The sequence below is a fragment of the Pseudomonas sp. ME-P-057 genome (assembly GCF_030208975.1).
GTDB classification, from domain to species: Bacteria; Pseudomonadota; Gammaproteobacteria; order Pseudomonadales; family Pseudomonadaceae; genus Aquipseudomonas; species Aquipseudomonas lutea.
On the sequence record NZ_JARVSX010000001.1, the window covers coordinates 260,313 to 279,670 of the forward strand.

Annotated in this window: 23 protein-coding genes and 3 pseudogenes; 17 read left to right on the forward strand and 9 right to left on the reverse strand. The window is 53.2% G+C overall.

The genetic code is table 11. The features are described from left to right. Nucleotides 1-91: 91 nt before the first annotated feature. Nucleotides 92-814, forward strand: a complete 723-nt coding sequence (locus QRN48_RS25210) for a methyl-accepting chemotaxis protein (RefSeq protein ID WP_476240400.1) — start codon at nucleotides 92-94, stop codon at nucleotides 812-814. A gap of 100 nt (nucleotides 815-914) precedes the next feature. On the opposite strand, the gene QRN48_RS01190 is transcribed toward QRN48_RS25210, so the two are convergent. Both QRN48_RS01190 and QRN48_RS01195 read right to left on the reverse strand, forming a co-directional pair. Then, the gene (locus QRN48_RS01190; RefSeq protein WP_285348446.1) at nucleotides 915-1,214 is read right to left on the reverse strand and encodes a type II toxin-antitoxin system RelB/DinJ family antitoxin; all 300 of its coding nucleotides are present in this window, start codon (nucleotides 1,212-1,214) and stop codon (nucleotides 915-917) included. Nucleotides 1,215-1,275: 61 nt separating this feature from the next. Next, nucleotides 1,276-1,926, reverse strand: a pseudogene (locus QRN48_RS01195) (ATP-binding protein); the annotation flags it as partial. A 181-nt stretch (nucleotides 1,927-2,107) separates the two neighbouring features. Between QRN48_RS01195 and QRN48_RS01200 the strand changes: the two are divergent. The 9 genes and pseudogenes from QRN48_RS01200 to QRN48_RS01235 all read left to right on the forward strand — a co-directional run bounded on the left by QRN48_RS01200 (nucleotide 2,108) and on the right by QRN48_RS01235 (nucleotide 9,741). Then, complete coding sequence (locus tag QRN48_RS01200; RefSeq protein ID WP_285348480.1) at nucleotides 2,108-2,647, forward strand: TnsA endonuclease N-terminal domain-containing protein; 540 nt, start codon at nucleotides 2,108-2,110, stop codon at nucleotides 2,645-2,647. Continuing rightward, on the forward strand, nucleotides 2,644-4,524 hold the full coding sequence (locus QRN48_RS01205) for a TnsB C-terminal domain-containing protein (RefSeq protein ID WP_285348447.1): 1,881 nt from the start codon (nucleotides 2,644-2,646) through the stop codon (nucleotides 4,522-4,524). Before QRN48_RS01200 ends, QRN48_RS01205 begins: the two co-directional genes overlap by 4 nt. Nucleotides 4,525-4,532: 8 nt before the next feature. Next, nucleotides 4,533-5,420 carry a TniB family NTP-binding protein gene (locus QRN48_RS01210; protein WP_285348448.1) on the forward strand — a complete coding sequence of 296 codons (888 nt, stop codon included), beginning with the start codon at nucleotides 4,533-4,535 and terminating at the stop codon, nucleotides 5,418-5,420. Then, nucleotides 5,417-6,592, forward strand: a complete 1,176-nt coding sequence (locus QRN48_RS25125; RefSeq protein ID WP_350310416.1) for a TniQ family protein — start codon at nucleotides 5,417-5,419, stop codon at nucleotides 6,590-6,592. Before QRN48_RS01210 ends, QRN48_RS25125 begins: the two co-directional genes overlap by 4 nt. A gap of 128 nt (nucleotides 6,593-6,720) precedes the next feature. After that, a pseudogene (locus QRN48_RS01215) lies at nucleotides 6,721-7,380 on the forward strand (transposase); the annotation flags it as partial. Between the two features lie 453 nt (nucleotides 7,381-7,833). Then, entirely contained in the window at nucleotides 7,834-8,094 is a 261-nt protein-coding gene (locus QRN48_RS01220) for an AbrB/MazE/SpoVT family DNA-binding domain-containing protein (RefSeq protein WP_285348449.1), read from the forward strand. A gap of 29 nt (nucleotides 8,095-8,123) precedes the next feature. Beyond that, complete coding sequence (locus QRN48_RS01225) at nucleotides 8,124-8,438, forward strand: type II toxin-antitoxin system PemK/MazF family toxin (RefSeq protein ID WP_285348481.1); 315 nt, start codon at nucleotides 8,124-8,126, stop codon at nucleotides 8,436-8,438. 45 nt (nucleotides 8,439-8,483) lie between these two features. Beyond that, on the forward strand, nucleotides 8,484-9,095 hold the full coding sequence (locus tag QRN48_RS01230) for a glutathione S-transferase family protein (protein WP_285348450.1): 612 nt from the start codon (nucleotides 8,484-8,486) through the stop codon (nucleotides 9,093-9,095). Nucleotides 9,096-9,114: 19 nt separating this feature from the next. Next, nucleotides 9,115-9,741 carry a DUF7831 domain-containing protein gene (locus QRN48_RS01235; RefSeq protein ID WP_285348451.1) on the forward strand — a complete coding sequence of 209 codons (627 nt, stop codon included), beginning with the start codon at nucleotides 9,115-9,117 and terminating at the stop codon, nucleotides 9,739-9,741. Nucleotides 9,742-9,866: 125 nt separating this feature from the next. Here the strand turns inward: QRN48_RS01235 and QRN48_RS01240 are convergent, their stop codons facing one another. After that, nucleotides 9,867-10,898, reverse strand: a complete 1,032-nt coding sequence (locus QRN48_RS01240; protein ID WP_285348452.1) for a diguanylate cyclase — start codon at nucleotides 10,896-10,898, stop codon at nucleotides 9,867-9,869. Between the two features lie 445 nt (nucleotides 10,899-11,343). Between QRN48_RS01240 and QRN48_RS01245 the strand changes: the two genes are divergently transcribed. The 4 genes from QRN48_RS01245 (at nucleotide 11,344) to QRN48_RS01260 (ending at nucleotide 12,916) form a co-directional block, all read left to right on the forward strand. Continuing rightward, nucleotides 11,344-11,577 (forward strand): hypothetical protein, encoded by a 234-nt coding sequence (locus QRN48_RS01245; RefSeq protein ID WP_285348453.1) that lies wholly within the window; start codon nucleotides 11,344-11,346, stop codon nucleotides 11,575-11,577. Between the two features lie 38 nt (nucleotides 11,578-11,615). Further along, a complete protein-coding gene (locus QRN48_RS01250; protein ID WP_285348454.1) occupies nucleotides 11,616-11,858 on the forward strand; it encodes a hypothetical protein in 243 nt (80 codons plus the stop codon). A 268-nt stretch (nucleotides 11,859-12,126) separates the two neighbouring features. Continuing rightward, nucleotides 12,127-12,399 carry a hypothetical protein gene (locus QRN48_RS01255; RefSeq protein WP_285348455.1) on the forward strand — a complete coding sequence of 91 codons (273 nt, stop codon included), beginning with the start codon at nucleotides 12,127-12,129 and terminating at the stop codon, nucleotides 12,397-12,399. A 292-nt stretch (nucleotides 12,400-12,691) separates the two neighbouring features. Continuing rightward, nucleotides 12,692-12,916, forward strand: a complete 225-nt coding sequence (locus QRN48_RS01260) for a DUF6555 family protein (RefSeq protein WP_285348456.1) — start codon at nucleotides 12,692-12,694, stop codon at nucleotides 12,914-12,916. Nucleotides 12,917-13,035: 119 nt separating this feature from the next. On the opposite strand, the gene QRN48_RS01265 is transcribed toward QRN48_RS01260, so the two are convergent. The 4 genes from QRN48_RS01265 to QRN48_RS01280 all read right to left on the reverse strand — a co-directional run bounded on the left by QRN48_RS01265 (nucleotide 13,036) and on the right by QRN48_RS01280 (nucleotide 15,773). Next, nucleotides 13,036-13,800, reverse strand: a complete 765-nt coding sequence (locus QRN48_RS01265) for an ATP-binding protein (RefSeq protein ID WP_285348457.1) — start codon at nucleotides 13,798-13,800, stop codon at nucleotides 13,036-13,038. Between the two features lie 79 nt (nucleotides 13,801-13,879). Then, nucleotides 13,880-14,242 carry a hypothetical protein gene (locus QRN48_RS01270; RefSeq protein ID WP_285348458.1) on the reverse strand — a complete coding sequence of 121 codons (363 nt, stop codon included), beginning with the start codon at nucleotides 14,240-14,242 and terminating at the stop codon, nucleotides 13,880-13,882. 129 nt (nucleotides 14,243-14,371) lie between these two features. Continuing rightward, the gene (locus QRN48_RS01275) at nucleotides 14,372-15,115 is read right to left on the reverse strand and encodes an NAD-dependent epimerase/dehydratase family protein (protein ID WP_285348459.1); all 744 of its coding nucleotides are present in this window, start codon (nucleotides 15,113-15,115) and stop codon (nucleotides 14,372-14,374) included. Between the two features lie 178 nt (nucleotides 15,116-15,293). After that, nucleotides 15,294-15,773, reverse strand: a complete 480-nt coding sequence (locus tag QRN48_RS01280; RefSeq protein ID WP_285348460.1) for a RidA family protein — start codon at nucleotides 15,771-15,773, stop codon at nucleotides 15,294-15,296. 333 nt (nucleotides 15,774-16,106) lie between these two features. On the opposite strand from QRN48_RS01280, the gene QRN48_RS01285 reads away from it, so the two are divergent. Then, nucleotides 16,107-16,526: a hypothetical protein gene (locus QRN48_RS01285; protein ID WP_285348461.1), complete on the forward strand. Its 420-nt coding sequence runs from the start codon at nucleotides 16,107-16,109 to the stop codon at nucleotides 16,524-16,526. A gap of 378 nt (nucleotides 16,527-16,904) precedes the next feature. Here QRN48_RS01285 and QRN48_RS01290 read toward each other — a convergent pair whose 3' ends face one another. Next, nucleotides 16,905-17,306 (reverse strand): GFA family protein, encoded by a 402-nt coding sequence (locus QRN48_RS01290; RefSeq protein WP_285348462.1) that lies wholly within the window; start codon nucleotides 17,304-17,306, stop codon nucleotides 16,905-16,907. A 230-nt stretch (nucleotides 17,307-17,536) separates the two neighbouring features. Here QRN48_RS01290 and QRN48_RS01295 point away from each other — a divergent pair, with 230 nt between their 5' ends. Further along, nucleotides 17,537-17,743, forward strand: a complete 207-nt coding sequence (locus QRN48_RS01295) for a hypothetical protein (RefSeq protein ID WP_285348463.1) — start codon at nucleotides 17,537-17,539, stop codon at nucleotides 17,741-17,743. Between the two features lie 25 nt (nucleotides 17,744-17,768). On the opposite strand, the pseudogene QRN48_RS01300 reads toward QRN48_RS01295, so the two are convergent. Then, nucleotides 17,769-17,942, reverse strand: a pseudogene (locus QRN48_RS01300) (tyrosine-type recombinase/integrase); the annotation flags it as partial. A gap of 133 nt (nucleotides 17,943-18,075) precedes the next feature. Between QRN48_RS01300 and QRN48_RS01305 the strand changes: the two are divergent. Further along, nucleotides 18,076-19,356, forward strand: a complete 1,281-nt coding sequence (locus QRN48_RS01305; RefSeq protein WP_285348464.1) for a metallophosphoesterase — start codon at nucleotides 18,076-18,078, stop codon at nucleotides 19,354-19,356. Nucleotides 19,357-19,358 lie beyond the last annotated feature (2 nt).

Sequence of the window (19,358 nt, forward strand, 5' to 3'; positions counted from 1 at the left end):
GCAGGAAGTCAGCGGCCGCGCCAACGCCTTGTCCGGATTGTCCGGCGGCGCTTACGAGGGGATGGAACAGCAGTCCGGCGAGATCACCAGCATGGCCGGTGCGGTGGAAGAGTTCAGTGCCACGGCTCTGACAATCGCCGACAACATGGGCAGCACCGAGCGCATGGCCCAGGGCAACGCCCAGCAGACACGCATCGGCCGCGCCTCGATGGAAGAGGCATCGGCCTCGCTGGAGCAGATTGCCGGCTCACTGAGCAGTACCGCGACGGTGATCGATACTCTGGGTCAACGCTCTCAAGAGATTGGTGGCATCGTCAGCGTGATCACCTCGATTGCCGAGCAAACCAACCTGCTGGCCTTGAACGCTGCCATTGAGGCAGCTCGTGCCGGTGAGCAGGGTCGTGGCTTTGCTGTGGTGGCGGATGAGGTCCGCAGCCTTGCCTCGCGTACCCGTCAGGCCACTGACGAAATCTCTGGCATGATCAGCAGCATTCAGCAAGAGACCAGCAACGCCATCAACACCATGCAGCAAGGCAATGCTTTGATGCAGGAAGGCTTGTCGCGCAACGCCAAGGTCGCGGCGGCGCTGGCGACGATCGACGAACAAAGCCGCTCTGCCGGCGAACAGTTCACCTCCATCACCACGGCGACTCAGGAGCAAAGCAACACCGCGACCCTGCTCAGCGCCAACCTGCAAAGCATCGCGCTGGCCAACAGCGAACAGCGCGAAGTCGTGTCCAACCTGGCGATCACCGCGCAAGAGCTCAACTCTCTGGCGGCTGACTTGCAGAAGGAAGTGGATAGGTTTCGGTGATGTCAGCGAGCTGACAGTCGCGGGAGCAACGTGCGCTCGCGCATGGTTCGCGATGTATTCAAGAATCGCCAGCAAATCTGCTTTGGCATACTTGGTCCATTCAAGTCTCAGCACCGCGCTTCCTTTCAAGTAGTTCTGCGGCGGCAGCCATGACGTCCTCGTGCGAGTGCGTCGGCCCCGAGTCATCCATGGCTTCACGCACCTTGGCTTTAAACCATTGATCGTAAGCATCCGGGTGCGCGCCAAGGCCTGCGGGCAGGCCGCCTTCTCGGACGACCCGCGTGAGTAAAATACGTACGGCATCGGAGATTGTCAGGCCGAAGTTGGCCAAAGTTTCCGACGCCTCGGTTTTAAGCGCCTGATCGATCCTGACATGCAGCATTGAAGTCTGGGTTGTCATGGGGGCTACTCCTGAAAAAGAGCACTATGTATCTCAGGTGAGATACGTACAACAACGATCTTCAATTAGACGACGGCCGATACTGCAGCGCCTCTGCAATGTGGCAGCGGGCGATTGCGTCCACCTTCTCCAGATCTGCCAGCGTTCGCGCAACCTTCAGCAGACGGTGTGCGGCGCGCAGGGAAAGGTTGAGGCGCTCACAGGCAATCTCGAGCCAGGCTTCGTCTTCCGGCAGCAGCGCGCAGTGTTGGCGCAGCGCGGGCAGGTCGAGAAATGCGTTGGCGCAACCCTGCCGCCGTTCCTGGCGCTGTCGGGCTTCAGACACTGCTTCAGCTGCGCGGGCGCTTTCACCCTCGGTGTTTTGCGCGCCTGCCAGCGACGTGGTTTCGCGGGCGACGGTCAGGTGCAGGTCGATCCGGTCGAGCAGTGGGCCGGACAGCTTATTGCGGTAACGCTGAATCTGATCGGTCGAGCAACGGCAGCGCCCGGTCGGCTCGCCGTGGTACCCGCATGGGCAAGGGTTCATTGCGGCGACAAGTTGGAAACGCGCCGGGAAGCGCACTCGATCTCTCGCCCGGGAAATCACGATGTGGCCTGACTCAAGCGGCTCTCTCAGCACCTCCAGCACGCGCCGATCAAACTCCGGCAGCTCATCCAGAAACAGCACGCCGTGGTGTGCGAGGGTGATCTCACCGGGTTGTGGACGACTGCCACTGTAAAATCCATCAATAAATGTCAATATATTGATAATTGAACAGAGGTAAATGTCAATGACCGCAAAGCCAGCTCCGAAACCATCAGCTTCTGCGCGCCAAATTGGAATGACCACCCGAAGCGTATCCGGCATCGTCCCGGGGCTTGGACCGTACGAATCAACCTTGGAGCGGGACTTGATGGAGATCATCCGATTTGAAGGCGCTTTCGAGTCGTTCCTCGCCCAGCCAGTAAAGATTCAATATCCTGGTCAAGGCAAAAAGGTGAGATCGTACACTCCAGATGGGCTGATCCATTTCAAAGCGTCACTAGCTAGGAAACCACTCCTTTATGAGGTGAAATTTCGAGAGAACTTTAGGGAGAAGTGGCGCGAGCTTATGCCTGCATTTCGCGCGGCTAAAAGCTATTGCGAAGGTGTTGGATGGGAGTTTCGAGTGTTCACAGAGGTTGAGATCAGAACTCCCTTTCTCACAAACGCTAAATTTCTTTGGCCTTTTAAGGATCTAGATGCCGATACCGCGATGGTCAAAGCGTTGATGAGCAAGGTTGATGATGAAGCGATCACAGTGGAAGCACTTCTGGATCAGATAGAAGAAGGTGATCGCACGCTGTTTATTCCTCCGCTGTGGAATTTAATCGCGAATAGAGTGATACATTGTGATTTGAATCAAACTTTGAGCCTTAAAAGTTTGCTCTGGGCGGGAAGCAATCACCCATGAGAAATTTGAACATTGGTGATTCTGTCTACTTTGGGCATAGGAAGCTAGTGCTCTTAGAAATTATCGATATGGAAAGCGCGCTTGTCGCCCCGTCAAGGGAGGCCAAATCTGAAGTGGTCCCTTTGACTGACCTAGCGCTGACACCGCCTTGTGCTGATCCCTTAGCAACGCCGTTAGCGGCTATTAACAATTATGAGTGGGCATTGTTAGTTCAAAAATTCAACATGCTAAAACCACTTCTTGCAAACCGCGCCCGAACGGAGGATGACGTTAAAAATGTTGCCAAAGCAATAGGGAAAACAAGTAGAACAGTCTATCGCTGGCTAGAGCGCTACAATAAAACGCAGATAATTACGGGGTTGGCCAGGACCGTCCGTATCGACAAGGGCCGCCGGCATTTAGGGGAGGAGACTGAGAGTGTAATTCAGAGCTTCATAGAAGCATACTACCTTACGGCTAATAGACCAAGTGTTCAAAAACTGTACGAAAGAATTAAAGAGCATTGCATTAAGCATAATTTAACCACGCCGCATAAAAATACTGTGTCGAAGAGGGTTGCGGATATTCCTGAAGAGATAAAAACTCGTAAGAGGCTCGGGAAAAAGAAGGCTGTTGAAATTCATGCACCTCAGCGCGGAAACTTTCCGGGAGCAGATTCTCCAAACGCAGTTGTTCAAATCGATCATACTCCCGTAGACATAATATTGGTAGACAGTGAGCATCGGCTTCCTATAGGGCGGCCGTATTTAACGTTGGCGTTGGATGTAGCAACAAAAATGGTCTCTGGATACTATTTATCGCTTGATCATCCTAGCACTTTATCCGCCTGCCTTTGCATATCTCACGCTGTGCAACGAAAGGATATGTGGCTGAGCAAAAAAAACATCGATGCGGAGTGGCCAATCCACGGGAAAATGGAAAAAATCCACTTAGACAATGCTAAGGAGTTTCGGGGTAACTCAATTAAGCGTGCGTGTGAAGAGCATGGAATTATTCTCGAATGGCGCCCCAAGGGGCAGCCGAACTATGGCCCGCACATTGAGAGAAGCTTTCGAACTTACATGGACGAGGTGCATACGCTCGAAGGTACCACCTTTTCAAGCGTCGCGAAGAAAATGGATTATGACTCTGAAGGCAAGGCATGCATGACCCTGGAAGAGTTTGACCGATGGTTCGCAATTTTCTTGTGCTGTAAGTATCACAATAAGGCCCACAAAGGAATTAGTGAAATGGCGCCCCTCAAGCGGTTCGAGCGGTATGTTCGCGGTACCGATACTGAGTTGCCGAGAGGTTTTCCAGCCGTAATAAAAGACGAAGAAAAATTTAGGCTAGATTTTATGCCGTATCGCGTCAGAACGGTGCAGCAGTCGGGAATAGAATTGCACTATATTTCCTATTATGCCCCTGTGCTAAAGTCATACATAGGTGAAAAGCAAGCAGGTTCCAATCGATCTGCACAATATCATTGCTCGTACGATCCACGCGATCTTAGTTACATCTATTTTTATGATGCCGAGGCTAAAGTCTACCACAAGATACCATGTGCCAACGGTAGCCGACCACCGATAAGCTTGTGGGAGTATAGGGCGGTCAGTAAAAGAATTAGATCTCACCCGGATCATGTAATCAATGAGGACGCCATCTATAAAGGCCATGAAGAAATGGAATGCATACGCCAAGAAGCCATTGCGAAAACTAATCAATTTAAATCCCGCCGCGCAGCGGTAAAACGGCAATTAAGGACAGCCGAGAGGCGTCTTGGATGGGCAGGGGTGCATCAGCAGGAATCTACGGTTGCCACGCTCGAGATCGAGACGGAAGTCGCCGAGACAGAAGATATGATATTTGAGCCATTCGATGACATAGATCTGCGATAGGAGTTACTATGACCTACTCACACTTACACCCAAAAACTCTCGAGAAGATGGGCCTATCGGACGAGGATAGAATTGAGTGGATGAAACTTCATCGATGGCTCGGATACCCACATGCCAATATAGCTCTTGAACGGCTGGAAGAACTGTTGGCTCATCCAAGAGTAGACAGAATGCCAAACTTACTGTTGTTAGGGCGAACAAATAATGGTAAGACAACCGTGGCCAAGGAATTTGTGCGGCGTCATCCCGCTGACGAAAATATCGGTGGAGATTACATATGTTTACCAGTCTTATATATCGAGTGTCCAGGAACGCCCACTGAAGCCGGTATCTATAACGAAATATTTAAGACCCTTTACGGATCAACCATAACTGGCTCGATCGAGCAGAAAAGAGACCGCGTAGCTAATCTATTAAAACAAATCCAAACGAAAGTGCTTATCATAGATGAGCTGCATAATCTTTCCGCCGTCGGTGCTATCAAGATGAACCAAGTGCTCAACGGTCTGAAATATTTAGGGAATATTCTTCAGTTGTCTCTTGTTGGTTGTGGTGATGCGCGACTGCCTAGAATAGTTCGTACAGATGATCAAATAGAAAATCGTTTTCAGCCTGTGGTCCTACCACATTGGAAATTCAATAAAGAGTTTCGGCAACTGCTCGCTTCCTATCAACGCATCTTACCGTTAAAAAAAGAATCGCGTTTGAACGACAAGCAGATTGCGTTGAAGCTCTATGCAATGTCGGAGGGCGCTATAGGTGAGCTATCCAGGTTGCTGAACTTAGCCGCAGCCTATGCAATAAAGAGCGGCGACGAAGAAGTTACTTTGAAGGGACTAGAGTCATGTGGCTATGTGGCTCCTAACGCTCGAAAAGAAGAGCTGGCGGGAATATGATTCTCCCGATCCATACGCAACCAAAATCGGACGAAATACTTTCATCATGGCTCGTCCGTCTGGCGTTGTGTAATCGATTGCCCATACATACGTTTTATAGATCTTTACTTGGCTATCGCGGGGAAATTTGGACGCGGGATATCGACCGTCACCCTTCGCTAGATCTTCTCGAGACCCTTTCCGATGTTACCAGCCTGCCTGTTTTACGCCTCAAAAACCTGTCACTAAGCTATTACGAGAGTAAACTCTTCGAGGAACTTCCTTACAATGGCGACGTACCGTGGGTTGTGCCGGTAGGAATCTACCATCGTAGCCGTCTGCGACTTAGTATGCAGTATTGTCCGAGATGTCTGTATGAGGACGATGCACCATATTACCGTAAAGCTTGGCGCACTGCGTTGTGCGTGATTTGCCCCGATCACCGGTGTCTTCTTTTGGATTGCTGTGCTGCTTGCAAATCTCCCATCATGTTTCATCGCCACGGTATTGGGCGCTCTAGACGATTAATCAATCATCCAGGTCGAATTTGTAGTATTTGTCTAGCAAGTATAGGCGATGCCAACGCTACTGTACTTGACACGAACCCTTCGATTGTATCTGAGTATGCTAAACTTATTAGTGTCCTCGATGGTGGAGGCTCTAACTTTCTTAAACTAACAGCTGGTAACGAGCTACTTCTTTTTAGGGGTATCAGAATATTGGTTGCGTTGATAATTGGGCGTAATGGTCGCCAGCTGAGAAAAGTCTTACAAGACACCATTCGATTGGAAATTGTACCTGTCCCTCGAAGGGACTTTGAATATCAGCCGATCGAAGTCCGATTGAATTGCATGCTTGCAGTTGTCTGGATGTTGGAAGAATGGCCTGACAGGTTTATCTGCATCATCAACACAGCTAAGCTGACGCGATCAAGGTTAACTGATGCTGATGCATATGTGCCGTTCTGGCTGTCATCTGTTACTGATGCATTTTTTAACCACGGACCCATTGTCCCATCCGAAAAGGAAATGCTCGCTGCAATCTCCTATCTAATTAAATCAAATAGGGGCATTTGCTGGCAAGATCTCGCTGATATCACCGGTCTTAAGCGGGATGCCGCGAGGAGGGCTCTAAAGCGCTGGGAGGAATCCCATGACAAAGCGAGTCCTACTACGCGCGGTGTACTAACATAAGCACCATCGCGCACTGATTTGATTAAACCGTTCACGCAATTGCCGGCTGCAGGTGGCTGTGGTGATGGATCGAGCGCTGGCGATGATTGATCAAGCTCGTTCCTCCATCATGACGCTCAGCACATAAGTTTGTCGACGAACTCGACTTACTCAACTTGGTTTTGATGTCGCTATTCCAGCTGATACGGGCCGACCTGCTTATCACCCTGAAGTCTTGCTGAAGATCTACAACAAAGGCCTGTCTCAATCGCATCCAATCCAGCCGTCGGCTAGAGCGAGAAGCTCTACGCAATGTTGAGATGATGGATTCACGTGTCCTTTTGACGCCGGTTTTTAAGATCATCGCCAGCTTCCGAAAAACAACGTCAAGGCTATCCGGAGCGTCTGTCGCCAGTTCGTGGTCCTGTGTCAGCAGTTGGGATTGTTCAGTGAAAATCTGGTCGCCATTGATGGCGGCAAATTCTAAGCCGTGAACAACCGCGACAGTCATTTCACCAGCGCAAATTTGAAGCAGCGTATGGAGGAAATCGAATCGAGCATCAACCGTTATCTGACGGCACTTGATATTGCGGGTCGGCAAGAGCCCACGTCCTGTGAAGCTAAGACCGTGTGGCTGGAGGAAAAATTCGCCAAGCTGAAAGTGCAAATGTAAGAGCTTCAGGCAGTTGAAATACGGCTCACAACTCGCCGGGTAAACAGGTCTCACTGACCCATCCAGACGCGCACTCAATGATGACGCGTGGTACAGGAGTGGTTGGTACGATGTGCAAACAGCAGTCGATGCTCAGTAACATTTGATCGTTGCCCATGAGGTCACCAGTGTCGGCTCCGGCCAATGAATGCGTTGTCGGCCTGAAAGGGTTGGCTGCGTTGCCTACTTCGCTCGCCAGAGGCCCGGCTGAAGCCTCCATGACACTTAGTGACGACCCGTAAGCTCTGGTCGAGCAATTACGCGGATAACAACCGTTGGCGATGTGCGCTGACAGTACACCGCCGCGTTTTACACACGCCATGAGTTCTATAGATGCCGCTACCGCACGGTGGAAAGGTTCCCCCATGAGGCTATGCATCATAACCGCAGCAAACAGTGCTCATTTTCTACGGCGAATTATGACCTCATTTTGCATCTATTCCTAAATCTGCAAAAATTTCTTTCATAACATGGCAGGCCAATTATTGGTGATAACGCTTGTTATAGCGGGTTTCTGTAGATACTTTGTATAAACATCACGGAGGTGTTTATGGAGGTCAAAATCCAGCAATGGGGCAACAGCGCCGCCATCCGCCTGCCCTCCACTGTACTCAAACAAATGAGTCTGGTCAGCGGCGATGTGCTGTTGCTCAACGTCGATCCAGACGAACAAGCGATAACCCTGAAGCCTGCCAGAGCCAAGCCTCGCTATAAGCTGAGCGAACTGATGGCACAGTGTGACTTAACCGTCCCGGGGCCGGTCGAGCTGGCCGCGTGGAATGCGATGCCGGCAGTCGGAGGCGAGGCGTGAGACGGGCCAAGTTCAACCGGGGGGACATCGTGCGTTGGCACTTGAGGACCCCTGCCGGCCTTGAGCGGAAAGGCGATACTTACCTAGCGCTGATTGTCTCGCCGGCGGCCTTCAACGTTGCAGGACTGGTCTTGGTAGCACCCATCGCCCAAGGCAGCGATGTTAGCCGCTACGCCGGTTTTGCGGTGCCATTGAGCGGCTGTGGAATCGAGACGCAAGGGATCGTGCTGTGCCACCAAGTCAGTACGGTTGACCTTGAGGGCCGATCCGCCAAACGCGTGGAGGCAGTTCCTGAGGTCGTGATGGACGATGTATTAGCTCGCATCCAGGCCCTCATTGAGTAGGTTTGGGTCGCGCACTAGCACTGAGAACAAAGGAGGGCAGGGACCATGTTGCTGTATCAATTCCAGAAGGGGACAAACCCGCGGCGAGTGATGATCTACCTTGCCGAGAAAGGGCTAGACGTTCCACGCTATGAACTTGATTACGCCAACGGCGAACATCGCTCGGCTCAGTACCTGGACATCAATCCCTCGGGTAGGGCCCCGGCCTTGGTGACCGATACCGGGGTGGCGATCACCGATTCGGCTGCAATCATCGAGTACATGGAAGAATGCCATCCCGAAAGACCGATGATCGGCACCGACCCAGTCAGCCGGGCGCGCGTGCGTTCACTGGAAAGGCTTGGCAGCGATCTGGTCGCGCGGGGTCAGTTATGGCTCTGGAACCAGACCGGCGCATTTCCGGCGAAAGAATCAGCTCCAGCGAAGGAAACGGCAGACCGTCTCTATGGCTACGTGTCCGAACTTCTCGATGTCCTGGAGACCGAGATCGGCGAAAGTGAGTTTCTGGCGGGTGCGAACCCGACGATCGCCGACTTCACCGCCTTCCCGATATTTCAGACGGCGCGCGAAAGATTTAACCTTCCATTTGGGGAGAACCACCGGCGTCTAGATGCTTGGTATAAACGGTTCCGATTGCGTCCAAGCGCGGACTACTAATCACAGCAAAGGAATGCTCATGAGCCGGTTCCAGATCGAAGAGTACGACACGCTCGACGTCGACGTACTCCGTGCCAATCGCGATCAGATTTATGCGCTTGAGCTGACGTTGGACGGTCAAGTTTGCAGCGGTACCAACTGTGTTTTGGCGGAGCCAAATGCGTGTGGCATTCCCGTGCGCAAGGCTATCGTTGATGATGCTCATATCCCTTTTTCAGACCAGGAGACGGAGCGTGATGCTTTGCTGAAGGCCCTTCGCAAGCTCTACAAGCTCGCTGCGGGTCGCAAGCTACTGCTGCCTAAATCAGGGATAGGTGCAGGCCCACACGGGCTTGCGGTTCATAGCCCTCGTATCCATCACGACCTGTGCCAGATACTGGCTAACCATTTCGGTTATAACCCGCCTTTTGATGCTGCTAGCCAGGTCTGCGCGGGCTCCAAGAGCGGAGTGGTAGACCGTCACCAGCTTTTTACCGAGGTGTGTGTCGGTGGTGGAGTCTACATGGCCCACCTCGTTGCCGAGAAACACGCTCTAACCATGGAGCAGCTAAGAGTACATTGCCTGGTTGCCGGGAGAGAATTGGAGGCGCAGCGCAAGCTGTTCCCGCTTCACCGACCCATCTATCGATGGGCAAGGGGTGAATAGCGTCGCCGCAGCCGAAGGTAAGCCAGAACGAGCTGCCGACCGAGGAATGACGCGTTTGCCGGTAAGGGAGCTGCGTTGAATCCTCAGAAGGGCTACAAATCTCAAGCAGCAATGGAGCCTCGACCTTAGGAGTACGCCGCGGCAATCTGATTTCTGCCTTGGCCTTTAGCCTCATAAAGCGCCAGATCCGCAGCCCTTAACCAATCTTCAACGGTGTCATCGTGGACACTGAGCTCTGCAAACCCAATGCTGAGCGACACCGCTGGCAGGTCGGGCCGCTCGTTGAACGTCTGCTGCAGCTGTTGTTGCAACCTGGTGAGCGTCGCCTGGATTCGTTCAACGCTAGCTTCGCGCAATATCAGTCCAAACTCGTCTCCACCAATACGTCCAGCTGTGTCGCTTGGACCTTTTACCCTGCTCAGCACTTCACTGAAAAGCTTGATAACGCCGTCACCTGTCAGGTGGCCATACCCATCATTGATCGCCTTGAAATGATCGAGATCGATGAGTGCCACCGCAGAGCGGGCAATGCCTGGCTTGGCCAGAGCATATTCTTCGTCGAGTACGCTCCGCCAGGCGCTCTGATTCAGCAGACCTGTCAGCATGTCCATGCGGCTGTAATCGCGAAATGCGCGCTTATGCGCAGCAAGCTTTGCACCCAGGTGATAGGCAGCGCCTCCGACTGCGAGCGGGTATACAGCAAGCATTGGGATACAGGCATAAACCTGTAAAGGGGTGGTTTCTGGCGCAAATCCCGGATGCAAGACGCCGGTGAAAACCAGCACTGCAGTTGCGAGCGAAGCGAGACACAGCTGCAGTAGCCGGGGACCGCCTACCGCAATGCTGTTCAGGCACAGCATCGAAATCAACAGCGTTGTCGGCAACAGGTTGAAATGCATGGAGGCAACCCATAAGCCCCCAAAAGCGGATTCGACAATCAGATTGCGCCGTTCAACGACGTAGGGAATCGCCACTCTTCGAGCCAGCAAGAATGCTAGATGAGGCCAGATAAAACTGTGGAATACCAAAAGTGGCCAAATCCATGCTGGGGTAGGCAATGCGTATAGCACCGCGGCAATGGCCCAGAATCCAATACCAGAGCCCAACGCTCTAGGCAGATACATTCGTTTGGCGAAGGAACCTGTTTTTGAGGTCATAAATGAGTCGTCTGGATGTGATCGGCGGGCATGGTAGCTCGATGTTAATGGCTTTGCGCCACTATCCGACCGAGGGCTTACCGTCTAATTCCATTCGAACGGTAATGAAACAAAAAATGAAGCGCGCGCTGCTGGACCTGTGGGTTCGTTGCGAATTAGAGAGCGTCCAACATGAGTAGCCAGATAAATCCGCCACTCATCGGGTAGCAGAGGTTACGGCGGGCTCTAATAAATTCCCCCTTATCAAATGAATACGGGCTTGATCAAACTTGCCAGACCGCCCCAGTTGGGCGGCCATTTCCATATGCTAGCCAATCATTGCTCGAATGTTAGCGATCTGCCCCGGGCTACGCCCCTTGACGAGTGGCATTCTGCCATCCCTTTTATTGCCGTATTATCGTCAAGCACAGCTCGACATTTGTTGTAGACCAGATAGGACTTTGGTATGACGCCCAAAAAAGCCATGGAACACGCCCGCCAGGACATCGCGGAATTACGCGCATCCCCTACCTATGACAGTTGCGAAAAGATGCACGCGGCCATTCGCGGCTATAGTCATGCGCTTCTCGACTGCGGGCTGATCAGCGCCGCACAGCAAAAAATGCTGATGGCCGAGGCTGACGCCGAACTCCGCGGTTGGGAGTTGCCACCGACACCCTATGGTCAACAACCGCGTTAGCGGTCGCCCATCTGTACATTCAAAGGAAGTCTTCCGCCATGCCCATGACACCCGAACGCATCGCCGAGCGAGTGGGTGATCTCGTTGAGTCCATCCGCCACGCCCTGAGCGCCTCATTTGCCGAGCATAACGCTGCCACCACGATTGACTACATCCGCCAAGTACATGCCTTGGGCATCATTGATTCTGCGCAGCTCGATACTTTGGTGACCTCTGTGAATCAGGCGGCCGACAGTTGGCTGCCGTCGGTGGACAAAGACGGCATGCCGCTGGAGAAGTGAAAGGCCGTTCGCAATGCTAGAGATAGGTACGCGACATGCTTGAATCTTTGAGGCACTCGATTAGAGAGCTGCACCGATCTAACCGGGCCAGGCTGGAAGATGAATGTGATGATTTGCTTCAACGTATCGAGCAAGCACGCAGTGAATGTGCCCTGACAGATGAGCAAGCCACGCAACTGATTTATGATGTTCGTAACGAGCGGTCACGGTGCTTTCGTGCCAGCGGCGGCCGCCGCGCAGGTCATCCATTTGGAGAAGAAAGAGACGCATGAAGACGGCACTTTTCCTAAATGAGCTGCCAGATGATCTGGCCCCCGTCATCGACAAGCTACTCGTCTCGCTGGCCACCGCGCATAACCCGGCCCAGCTCCAGCGCGAGCGGGACATTCAGCAGGGCTTTTTCCTAGGCTTGGGAGCCGCCCGATGTGTGCGGCCGTCTCAGGCCGAGGCGCTGAAACTGATGTTCGAGTACGTGACGGCGGCCCGGCTCAAAGACTGGCTGGCTCATGACGCGTTTGCAGAGCCCGGTGTCAAAGCTTGAAGCCGGGCGATGAGCATCGGACTTACACACCCCTACTAGCCACTGTCTACGTTTGACTGCTTCTAACAGCTGCGTTGCCCTTGCTCGCTCCACCATACAAGGAGGAGGGAGCCTGCTTGGCCACCCATACATCTGGTCGCTGCGCATCAAGTTGGGACAGCCATCGTATCGGATTTAGCCAAGCACTAGGCCGCCGTTCAACAGTCTGCTGACCGCAAATATCTGGAACTAACATCACCGCAAATTTTCGGAATAAGCGAACTAGGTCACATTCCGGGAAAGGAACACCCTCATGCCAAATTCTGCTCATTACCGAATCGACTATGTGCACAATGGTGCCCCAAAGAGCTTTTACGTCAGCGCGCAAACAATGAGTAATGCTGAGGCTTGGCACTGGGCTGCTATGGATTCTGGGGTTGCACAGATTCCCAAGTACCGTCGGGACAAAGTGCCGGTGGTGAGCAGGCCGCTTGCCGAACGCCATGGCATCATTCAGGTGCAGTGGGCCCAAGCTTGAACGCAGACGGCCGATTAACGATTAGCAGCGGTGGTCATCATCAATGGAAATGTCGCTTGACCATCCTGCGCCACGCCGGGCTTTTTGAGTGCCAGATCTAAAGTACGGGTTAGTCTGGATCAGCTCGGATGGCCATCCTCAGTAGGGATGTATTTCGGCAGAAACAATGAAAATGTTGTCCCGTGCCCTTCCTCACTTTCGACAGTAAGGCAGCCACCCGCCTGGATCACATATCCATAGGCCATGGCCAACCCCAGGCCTGTGCCTTTGCCTTCTACTTTTGTCGTTAAGAACGGCTCGAAGATTCGCTCCATTAGGTCGGCAGGCATGCCTGTTCCTGTATCAGACACCTGGACGCGCACGCACGAGTGACCGGCTACTAGTAGGGAGCCCTTGGCAGCCAGCTGTTCATTTACGTCAACATTGCAGGTGCGAATCGAAATGGTACCGCCTGTTGGCATCGCGTCTCGGGCGTTGACCATCAGATTGAACACGGCGCTTTCCAGTTGATGTGGGTCGACCTTCGTCAGCCATAGGTTGGACGCCAAATCAGTTTCATACGTGACCTTTGACCCCAAGCTTCCACGACCAAGCTCAATGAGCGAAGTGATCAACGGATTCACATTGATCACTTCTGAGCCCAGCTTGTGTCGTCTGGAAAAAGCCATAAGCCGGGCTGTCATCGCACCTGCGGTCTGGGAAGCGCGCAGTGCATTGGCCAGGTGCTTCTTCGCATGATCGGGCTTATCGTTTGTAAGGTAATGCTCAGCAAGACTTGCCGAGCCCGTTACGGCCGTCAGCATGTTGTTAAAGTCATGCGCGATGCCTGTGGTGAGCTGGCCCACGATTTCCATCTTCTGAGCCTGAAACCGATCGTTCATCATCTGGATCCGCTCCTCTTCACGCTGTCGTTGAGCGGTAACGTCCTGTACGCAGTTAACGATGCCGATCTGCGTCCCCTGCTCATCGAAAAGCGGTGTGACGTTTTGCTACAACTTTGCGACGGCTGCCGTCACGCCGCTCGACGATCACGTCGACGTTCAAGGCGGGCACGCCGGTGGCCAGCACCTGGACCATCGGTGTCTGATCATGGGGAAGGTAGACGCCTTCGCCGGTGTAGAGCCTATGTGCACCGCAGAACTTCACTTCTGGATCACCCCTGACGGGGGTTTCTCCCCAGATTTCCGCCGCTTTGAGGTTATAGGCGACGACTACCGCTTCCTGATTACAGATATAAACGCCAACGGGAAGGTGCTCGATCAGATCCTGGCTGTAACGAGCGTTCCAGGGACCATCTGTAGTCCGGCGGTGATAATCAAGCGCCATGGGCGTACCTGTAAGGAGAGAGCATGCAGCCGGATGGCTGACCTGTATTATCTCAACATCCTACGAGCGTGCCATCGCTAATTTAAAATGCCACATGCTCTCTTTACTACGTCTGCTAGAGCTCGTCTCTTACTCAGATTGGGCAGCACGCCCCTCTAGAATTTCAAACCCATCATCCGTTGGAGCGTAATCGACGGTTGCACGGGTCTTATCAATGGAAAGTCGCTTGTATCTGTTGTCAGACACACCGTGTACCACATGAAAACCACTCAGGTCGGTATCCACACAATCCCTAAGTAAAGCCACGACATCCCTCACGCTGATGAATGCAGCAACGTCTCTGTGGCTATGGGTCTCTCCAGGCCGAAAATCGGCCACATTGGCAATGCGGACCGCGATGGTTGTCATTTGGCCGTCGTTTGCATACATCGATGCAAGAGCTTCCCCAAAGGCTTTGCTCGCGCCGTAAAAGTTACCCGGCCGAGGTGCCATATTTTCGTGTACCTGCAGGTCTTGTGGGTAACCCTCAATGGCTTGCGCGCTGCTGGCAAAAACGAACCTCTTGCAGCCTTGAGTTTTCGCAGCGAGCAGCATGTTGTAGGTGCCCACAATGTTAACTGGCAAAAGCGAAGTCATGAAGTCGGCGTCGGGGCTTGCGTCTGCTGCCAAGTGGATAACGGTATCGATGCCTTTGCACGCTTCAAGGCAGCTCGGAAGATCCCTGATATCCAGAGAAAAGCGCTGTGCTGATTCCGGGAGTGTCTGCACGTCGATATCAGCCAGGCGCAAATCCAGCTTGTCGATTTGCGCCGACCAAAAGGCAGTGCCAATAAGCCCCGCAGCACCTGTGACCAGGATTTTTCGTGGGTTCATGCTGAGCATCCTTGTTGTTATTGGCGGTTCGAAACCTCAGCTCGCATGGTTGACCGGTCCAAGCACGGCTCACGATAGCCCGCATGGCGGCGCGCGATTCGGCGTCTAAATGGTTCAAAAGGGGCAGAGCCTTGGCTAGGCCGCTCGAAGAACAACGCAGGCTGGCAGATGCCCAACGCTACGACGATGGGTTTAATACTGCAATCATGTCTACTTCCACGGAAGCATTTTTGGGGAGCTGATAGACACCGACCGAGGTACGGGTATGAACACCTGCCTCACCCAACACGCTTCGAAGGATAAAAGAGGCGCCATTGGCTACTTCGCTTTGCTGAGTAAAGGAGTCGGCTGACTGCACGAAAACGGTTATGCGCAGTACCGCCTTGATTTCATCAAGGGATCCGACACGCTCCCTGATTAACGCGAGACCACGAAGCGCGCAGATTTTGGCTGCATCCTGCGCTTGCCCCAGGCTGATATCGCTGCCCACAGCGCCAGGATGAACAATTTCATCCCCCACTCTGGGTATCTGCCCACTGACGTAGATGCGGTTGCCATCACAAACGGTAGCAGCGTAGTCACCGCCCCGCTTCAAACCCGCTTCAAACGAACAACCCAATTGGGCCAACGCCTTAAGAAATCGCTCTTCCCGTGACATGCCTGCTCCGTGATGATCCGCTAGAGTGCCGTAGGGCACACAGATTGAGTGGATGAGTCTGGCTGGTTTTCAGGAAAGGATTTAGACACAGATTGCCCGCCAGATTGGCATACAGGGTATTCAGCCATCCTGTCGTCTGCCCACGTGAATAAGCGCAGCGGATTGCCCAGGCAACCGCCGGCTCGGACTTCAGGATTGTTTCTATTTTCAGTTGCCGGAGGCTTGCCTATAGTTGCCCGCGAGCAACAGGTTATGTGGTGAATCGCAGCAGCTTGATCCCGCGCAATCGGACCGCACGACACATGGGATTTCTTCAGAAAAGGAGCTTTTGGCATGGACGTATTCATTGACGTCGAAACTCTCAAAAACCTGGCTCAGCGCGCACTGTCGACAGCGCAAAACTGTCACTGCCAGCGTCGCGATCTGGAAGGCTGGGCCGACTGGCCCGTCGGTTTCCACGAGCAAGACTTCGCACAAATAGGAACGCTGGCTCGTTATGTGCCGGAAGAGTCCATTATCAAAGAGTTTCACCCAGCCGGCACCAGCTACTGGTCAAGCAACGCACCGATTGCTCCTCGATTTTACCCGTACAACCAAAGCACGGTATGGCAGTGTCGTAGCTGCGAACGCGTCTACCTGCGGCATAACGATGACGGCGCCTATCATGTGGCACCCAGAATTCGTCTGGTAAGTCCGACGTTAATCATGGATGCTCCTCACCCGAATGATGGTCGGGAGTGCGTAGGTATGTAGTTGCGCGAAAGCTTGATCAATACCAAGCCGCTGAAGTCTGGCGAGCCCGCCCTAGGTCCCGAAGGCCAGGCCACCAGCGGGGACTACTAACCCCTCGCCCAGTACGGGCGCACAAGGGAGCCCTATCGGATCCGGTGGGGATTTGCGTGGCGCAATCCTAGCAAGCGTTAAGCAGACACAGCTGAAAGAGCGGCTTCTGCGTTACGAATAGCGGGAGTTACGTTAAATGCCTATTTTCATCCGGCTGGTAACTTCGCTGGACCACGACGAAACGGCATAGGAGATCGCAGCAGGCTGTGAGCTCTTAATGGCCGGCAACCCGGACGCCCTTGACCATCCTCTAGTCCCAACTTACCGGGTGCTTTCGACCCATAGCGGTCATTCCATCTGAGGCGATGAGCCAGCTGGCGTATACCAGTAAACCCTGGAGTCGACATGAACACGCTTTTGCTTCTGCGGCGTGAATGAGGTGTCGAGTGTGCCCAGTGCAATCGAAACCCAATCGCTAAATGCGCCTTGGGAGCGTGACCAGAACAAAGTTGAGCCGCACCGCGCGCAAAACTCGCGAAGCACCGATTCTGAAGAAGAATACCTTGTGATGTACCCGGCCCCGTTGAGTATCCTTAATGCGCTACGGGGCACGCTTCCATACGATGCGAATGCCGCCCCGTGACCTTTGCGGCATTGACCGCAGTGACAATGACTCACTGAGTTTGGCGTAGTCAGTAGCTCGTAATGGATTGCTGCACAAAGACAGCTTCCTTGGTAGACCTCTGTCATGCGTTCGTCCCTGTCGCTGGAAAAGGCGCGAGCTTAACCACCTGAATATTATCAGTCGATTGTCGGGCTGCTGGCTGAAAGCTGCCGATGACCATGGCCATCAGCAGGCGATACTCTTTAGATAGATGCGCCTGAGCTACCCGCAAACAAGGGTATCATTTCGAGCGTATCAATCCGGTTCCACTGGAGGTACTGTCGGATCTGACAAATGCAGGCCAAGGAATAGGATCATGGAGATCGAACGGAGCATTGAAAAATGGAACGCCCGATGGATGATCGTCTCCGGTCGGGCAGTGTGCACCAGCTGCATGGAAAGCCAAGCGTTGGAGGATTGCGAAAAAGCCTTTTGTCATGCCGACACATGCGCTGTCAGCAATCAGGAAAGCAAACATCCATGGGGTTCTTTGCACGTCATCCTAGACTATGCCCGAGGCTGAGCTGTCGCTTAGGTCTCAATCCCTTCTATTCATACTTCATCTTGTAGGTCGCTGAGCCCTCTGGCCGGTTGTCTCGACGATCGTAGATCTTCGTTGTGCTGATGTTGGCATGACGCAGCCAAGCCCAGGCCTTGGTCGTGTCAGATTCATGCAGAATGGGACTGGTTGCTGCCGAAGCTCTGAGTATGCGCACAGGCAGCGGTAACGTAGTGCTTTCTCCGGGTGCCGATTCAGGCACAACCGATGGCCCTGAAAGAATCCAATCTCGCACATGCCTTGTTTCACGTTCCCTCCACATCGCATACGATGGATAAAACCAAGGGAGTGGCATTTTGCTTATTTTACATCTGTCAGATATTCACTTTCGAAAGCAGGAAATTGATACCAGTCAAGATCCTAACTTTCATCTACGGCACGAGCTGGTCAAGGACGTTGTCCAGCAATGTGAGCGCTTAGGTCCTCCCAGTGCGATTATCGTATCGGGTGATGTCGCGTTCGCCGGTCATCTTGATGAGTACGCTTTCGCGACGAACTGGCTTCGAGATCTCTGTGCTGCATGTGGTTGCGAGATGTCCGCGGTCTTCGTGGTACCTGGCAACCATGACGTGGTACGCGCATCTGCTGATCATAACCTCGTTCAAATGGTGCATGATCGGATTAAAGGCTCAGCAAACCCCGGTGCAGAGATTGCCAAACAGCTGAGAGACCCTGAGGCCTGCGTGCTTTTGTACAGGAGCCTCGCGAACTATAACCAGTTTGCGTTTCAGTTCTTTTGTGATCTTCTGCCGCCTGAGCGGACTCGCGTCACGCGCGATCTCAAGCTTAACGACGGCTCAACGTTGCGCCTCTGGGGGCTGAATACTTCTTTTGTGTCGAGCAGCAAAGACCGGGAAAGGACCCTGTTTGTTGACCCAGCAACGCTTCAGATAACTCGTGAAGCGGGTACAATTAACCTAGTCGTAGCGCATCACCATCTGTCTTGGTTGGCCGAGGCACGTGCTGTCGAAGACCATTTGAACGATGTCGCGCCTCTTCAATTATTCGGCCACGTTCACACCAATCGCGTGGATCTCCACCGGGATTATGTGCGCTTGACAGCTAGTGCAGCGAACCCCGATCGATATGAGCATGAATGGGAGCCGGGCTATAATCTTATTGAACTCTCGGTGACGGGAGGGCCAGATAATCGCACTTTATCTGTACGTACACACGTGAGGGTCTGGCAAAGAGCTCCAGGTGGATTTCAGGCAAAGCGGGACAGGGGACAATCAGAAGTTTTTGCTCATACAATTGATCTCGAGCCGTGGCGTGCGATCCCCAACCTAAATTTGGTAGCAGGACCTCCATCTGCTCGTAATGCTGATTCTTCGTCGATGCCCATTGAGGAGGGAGCTGCAATGGATACCCTTCGAGATATAGGGCTACGCTTCTATCGACTTTCTTTCAGCAAGAAATCCGAAATCGCCGGTCGGCTTAACCTTCTTGAAGACGAAGACATGAGCTTACCTGACCATGAGCGGTTCCGCCGCGTGTTTATCCGTGCGCACGAACGGGACATGCTGGCTGCGCTGGGCGACGCTGTGACCTATGCAGAACAAGGGCGAAAAAACTGATT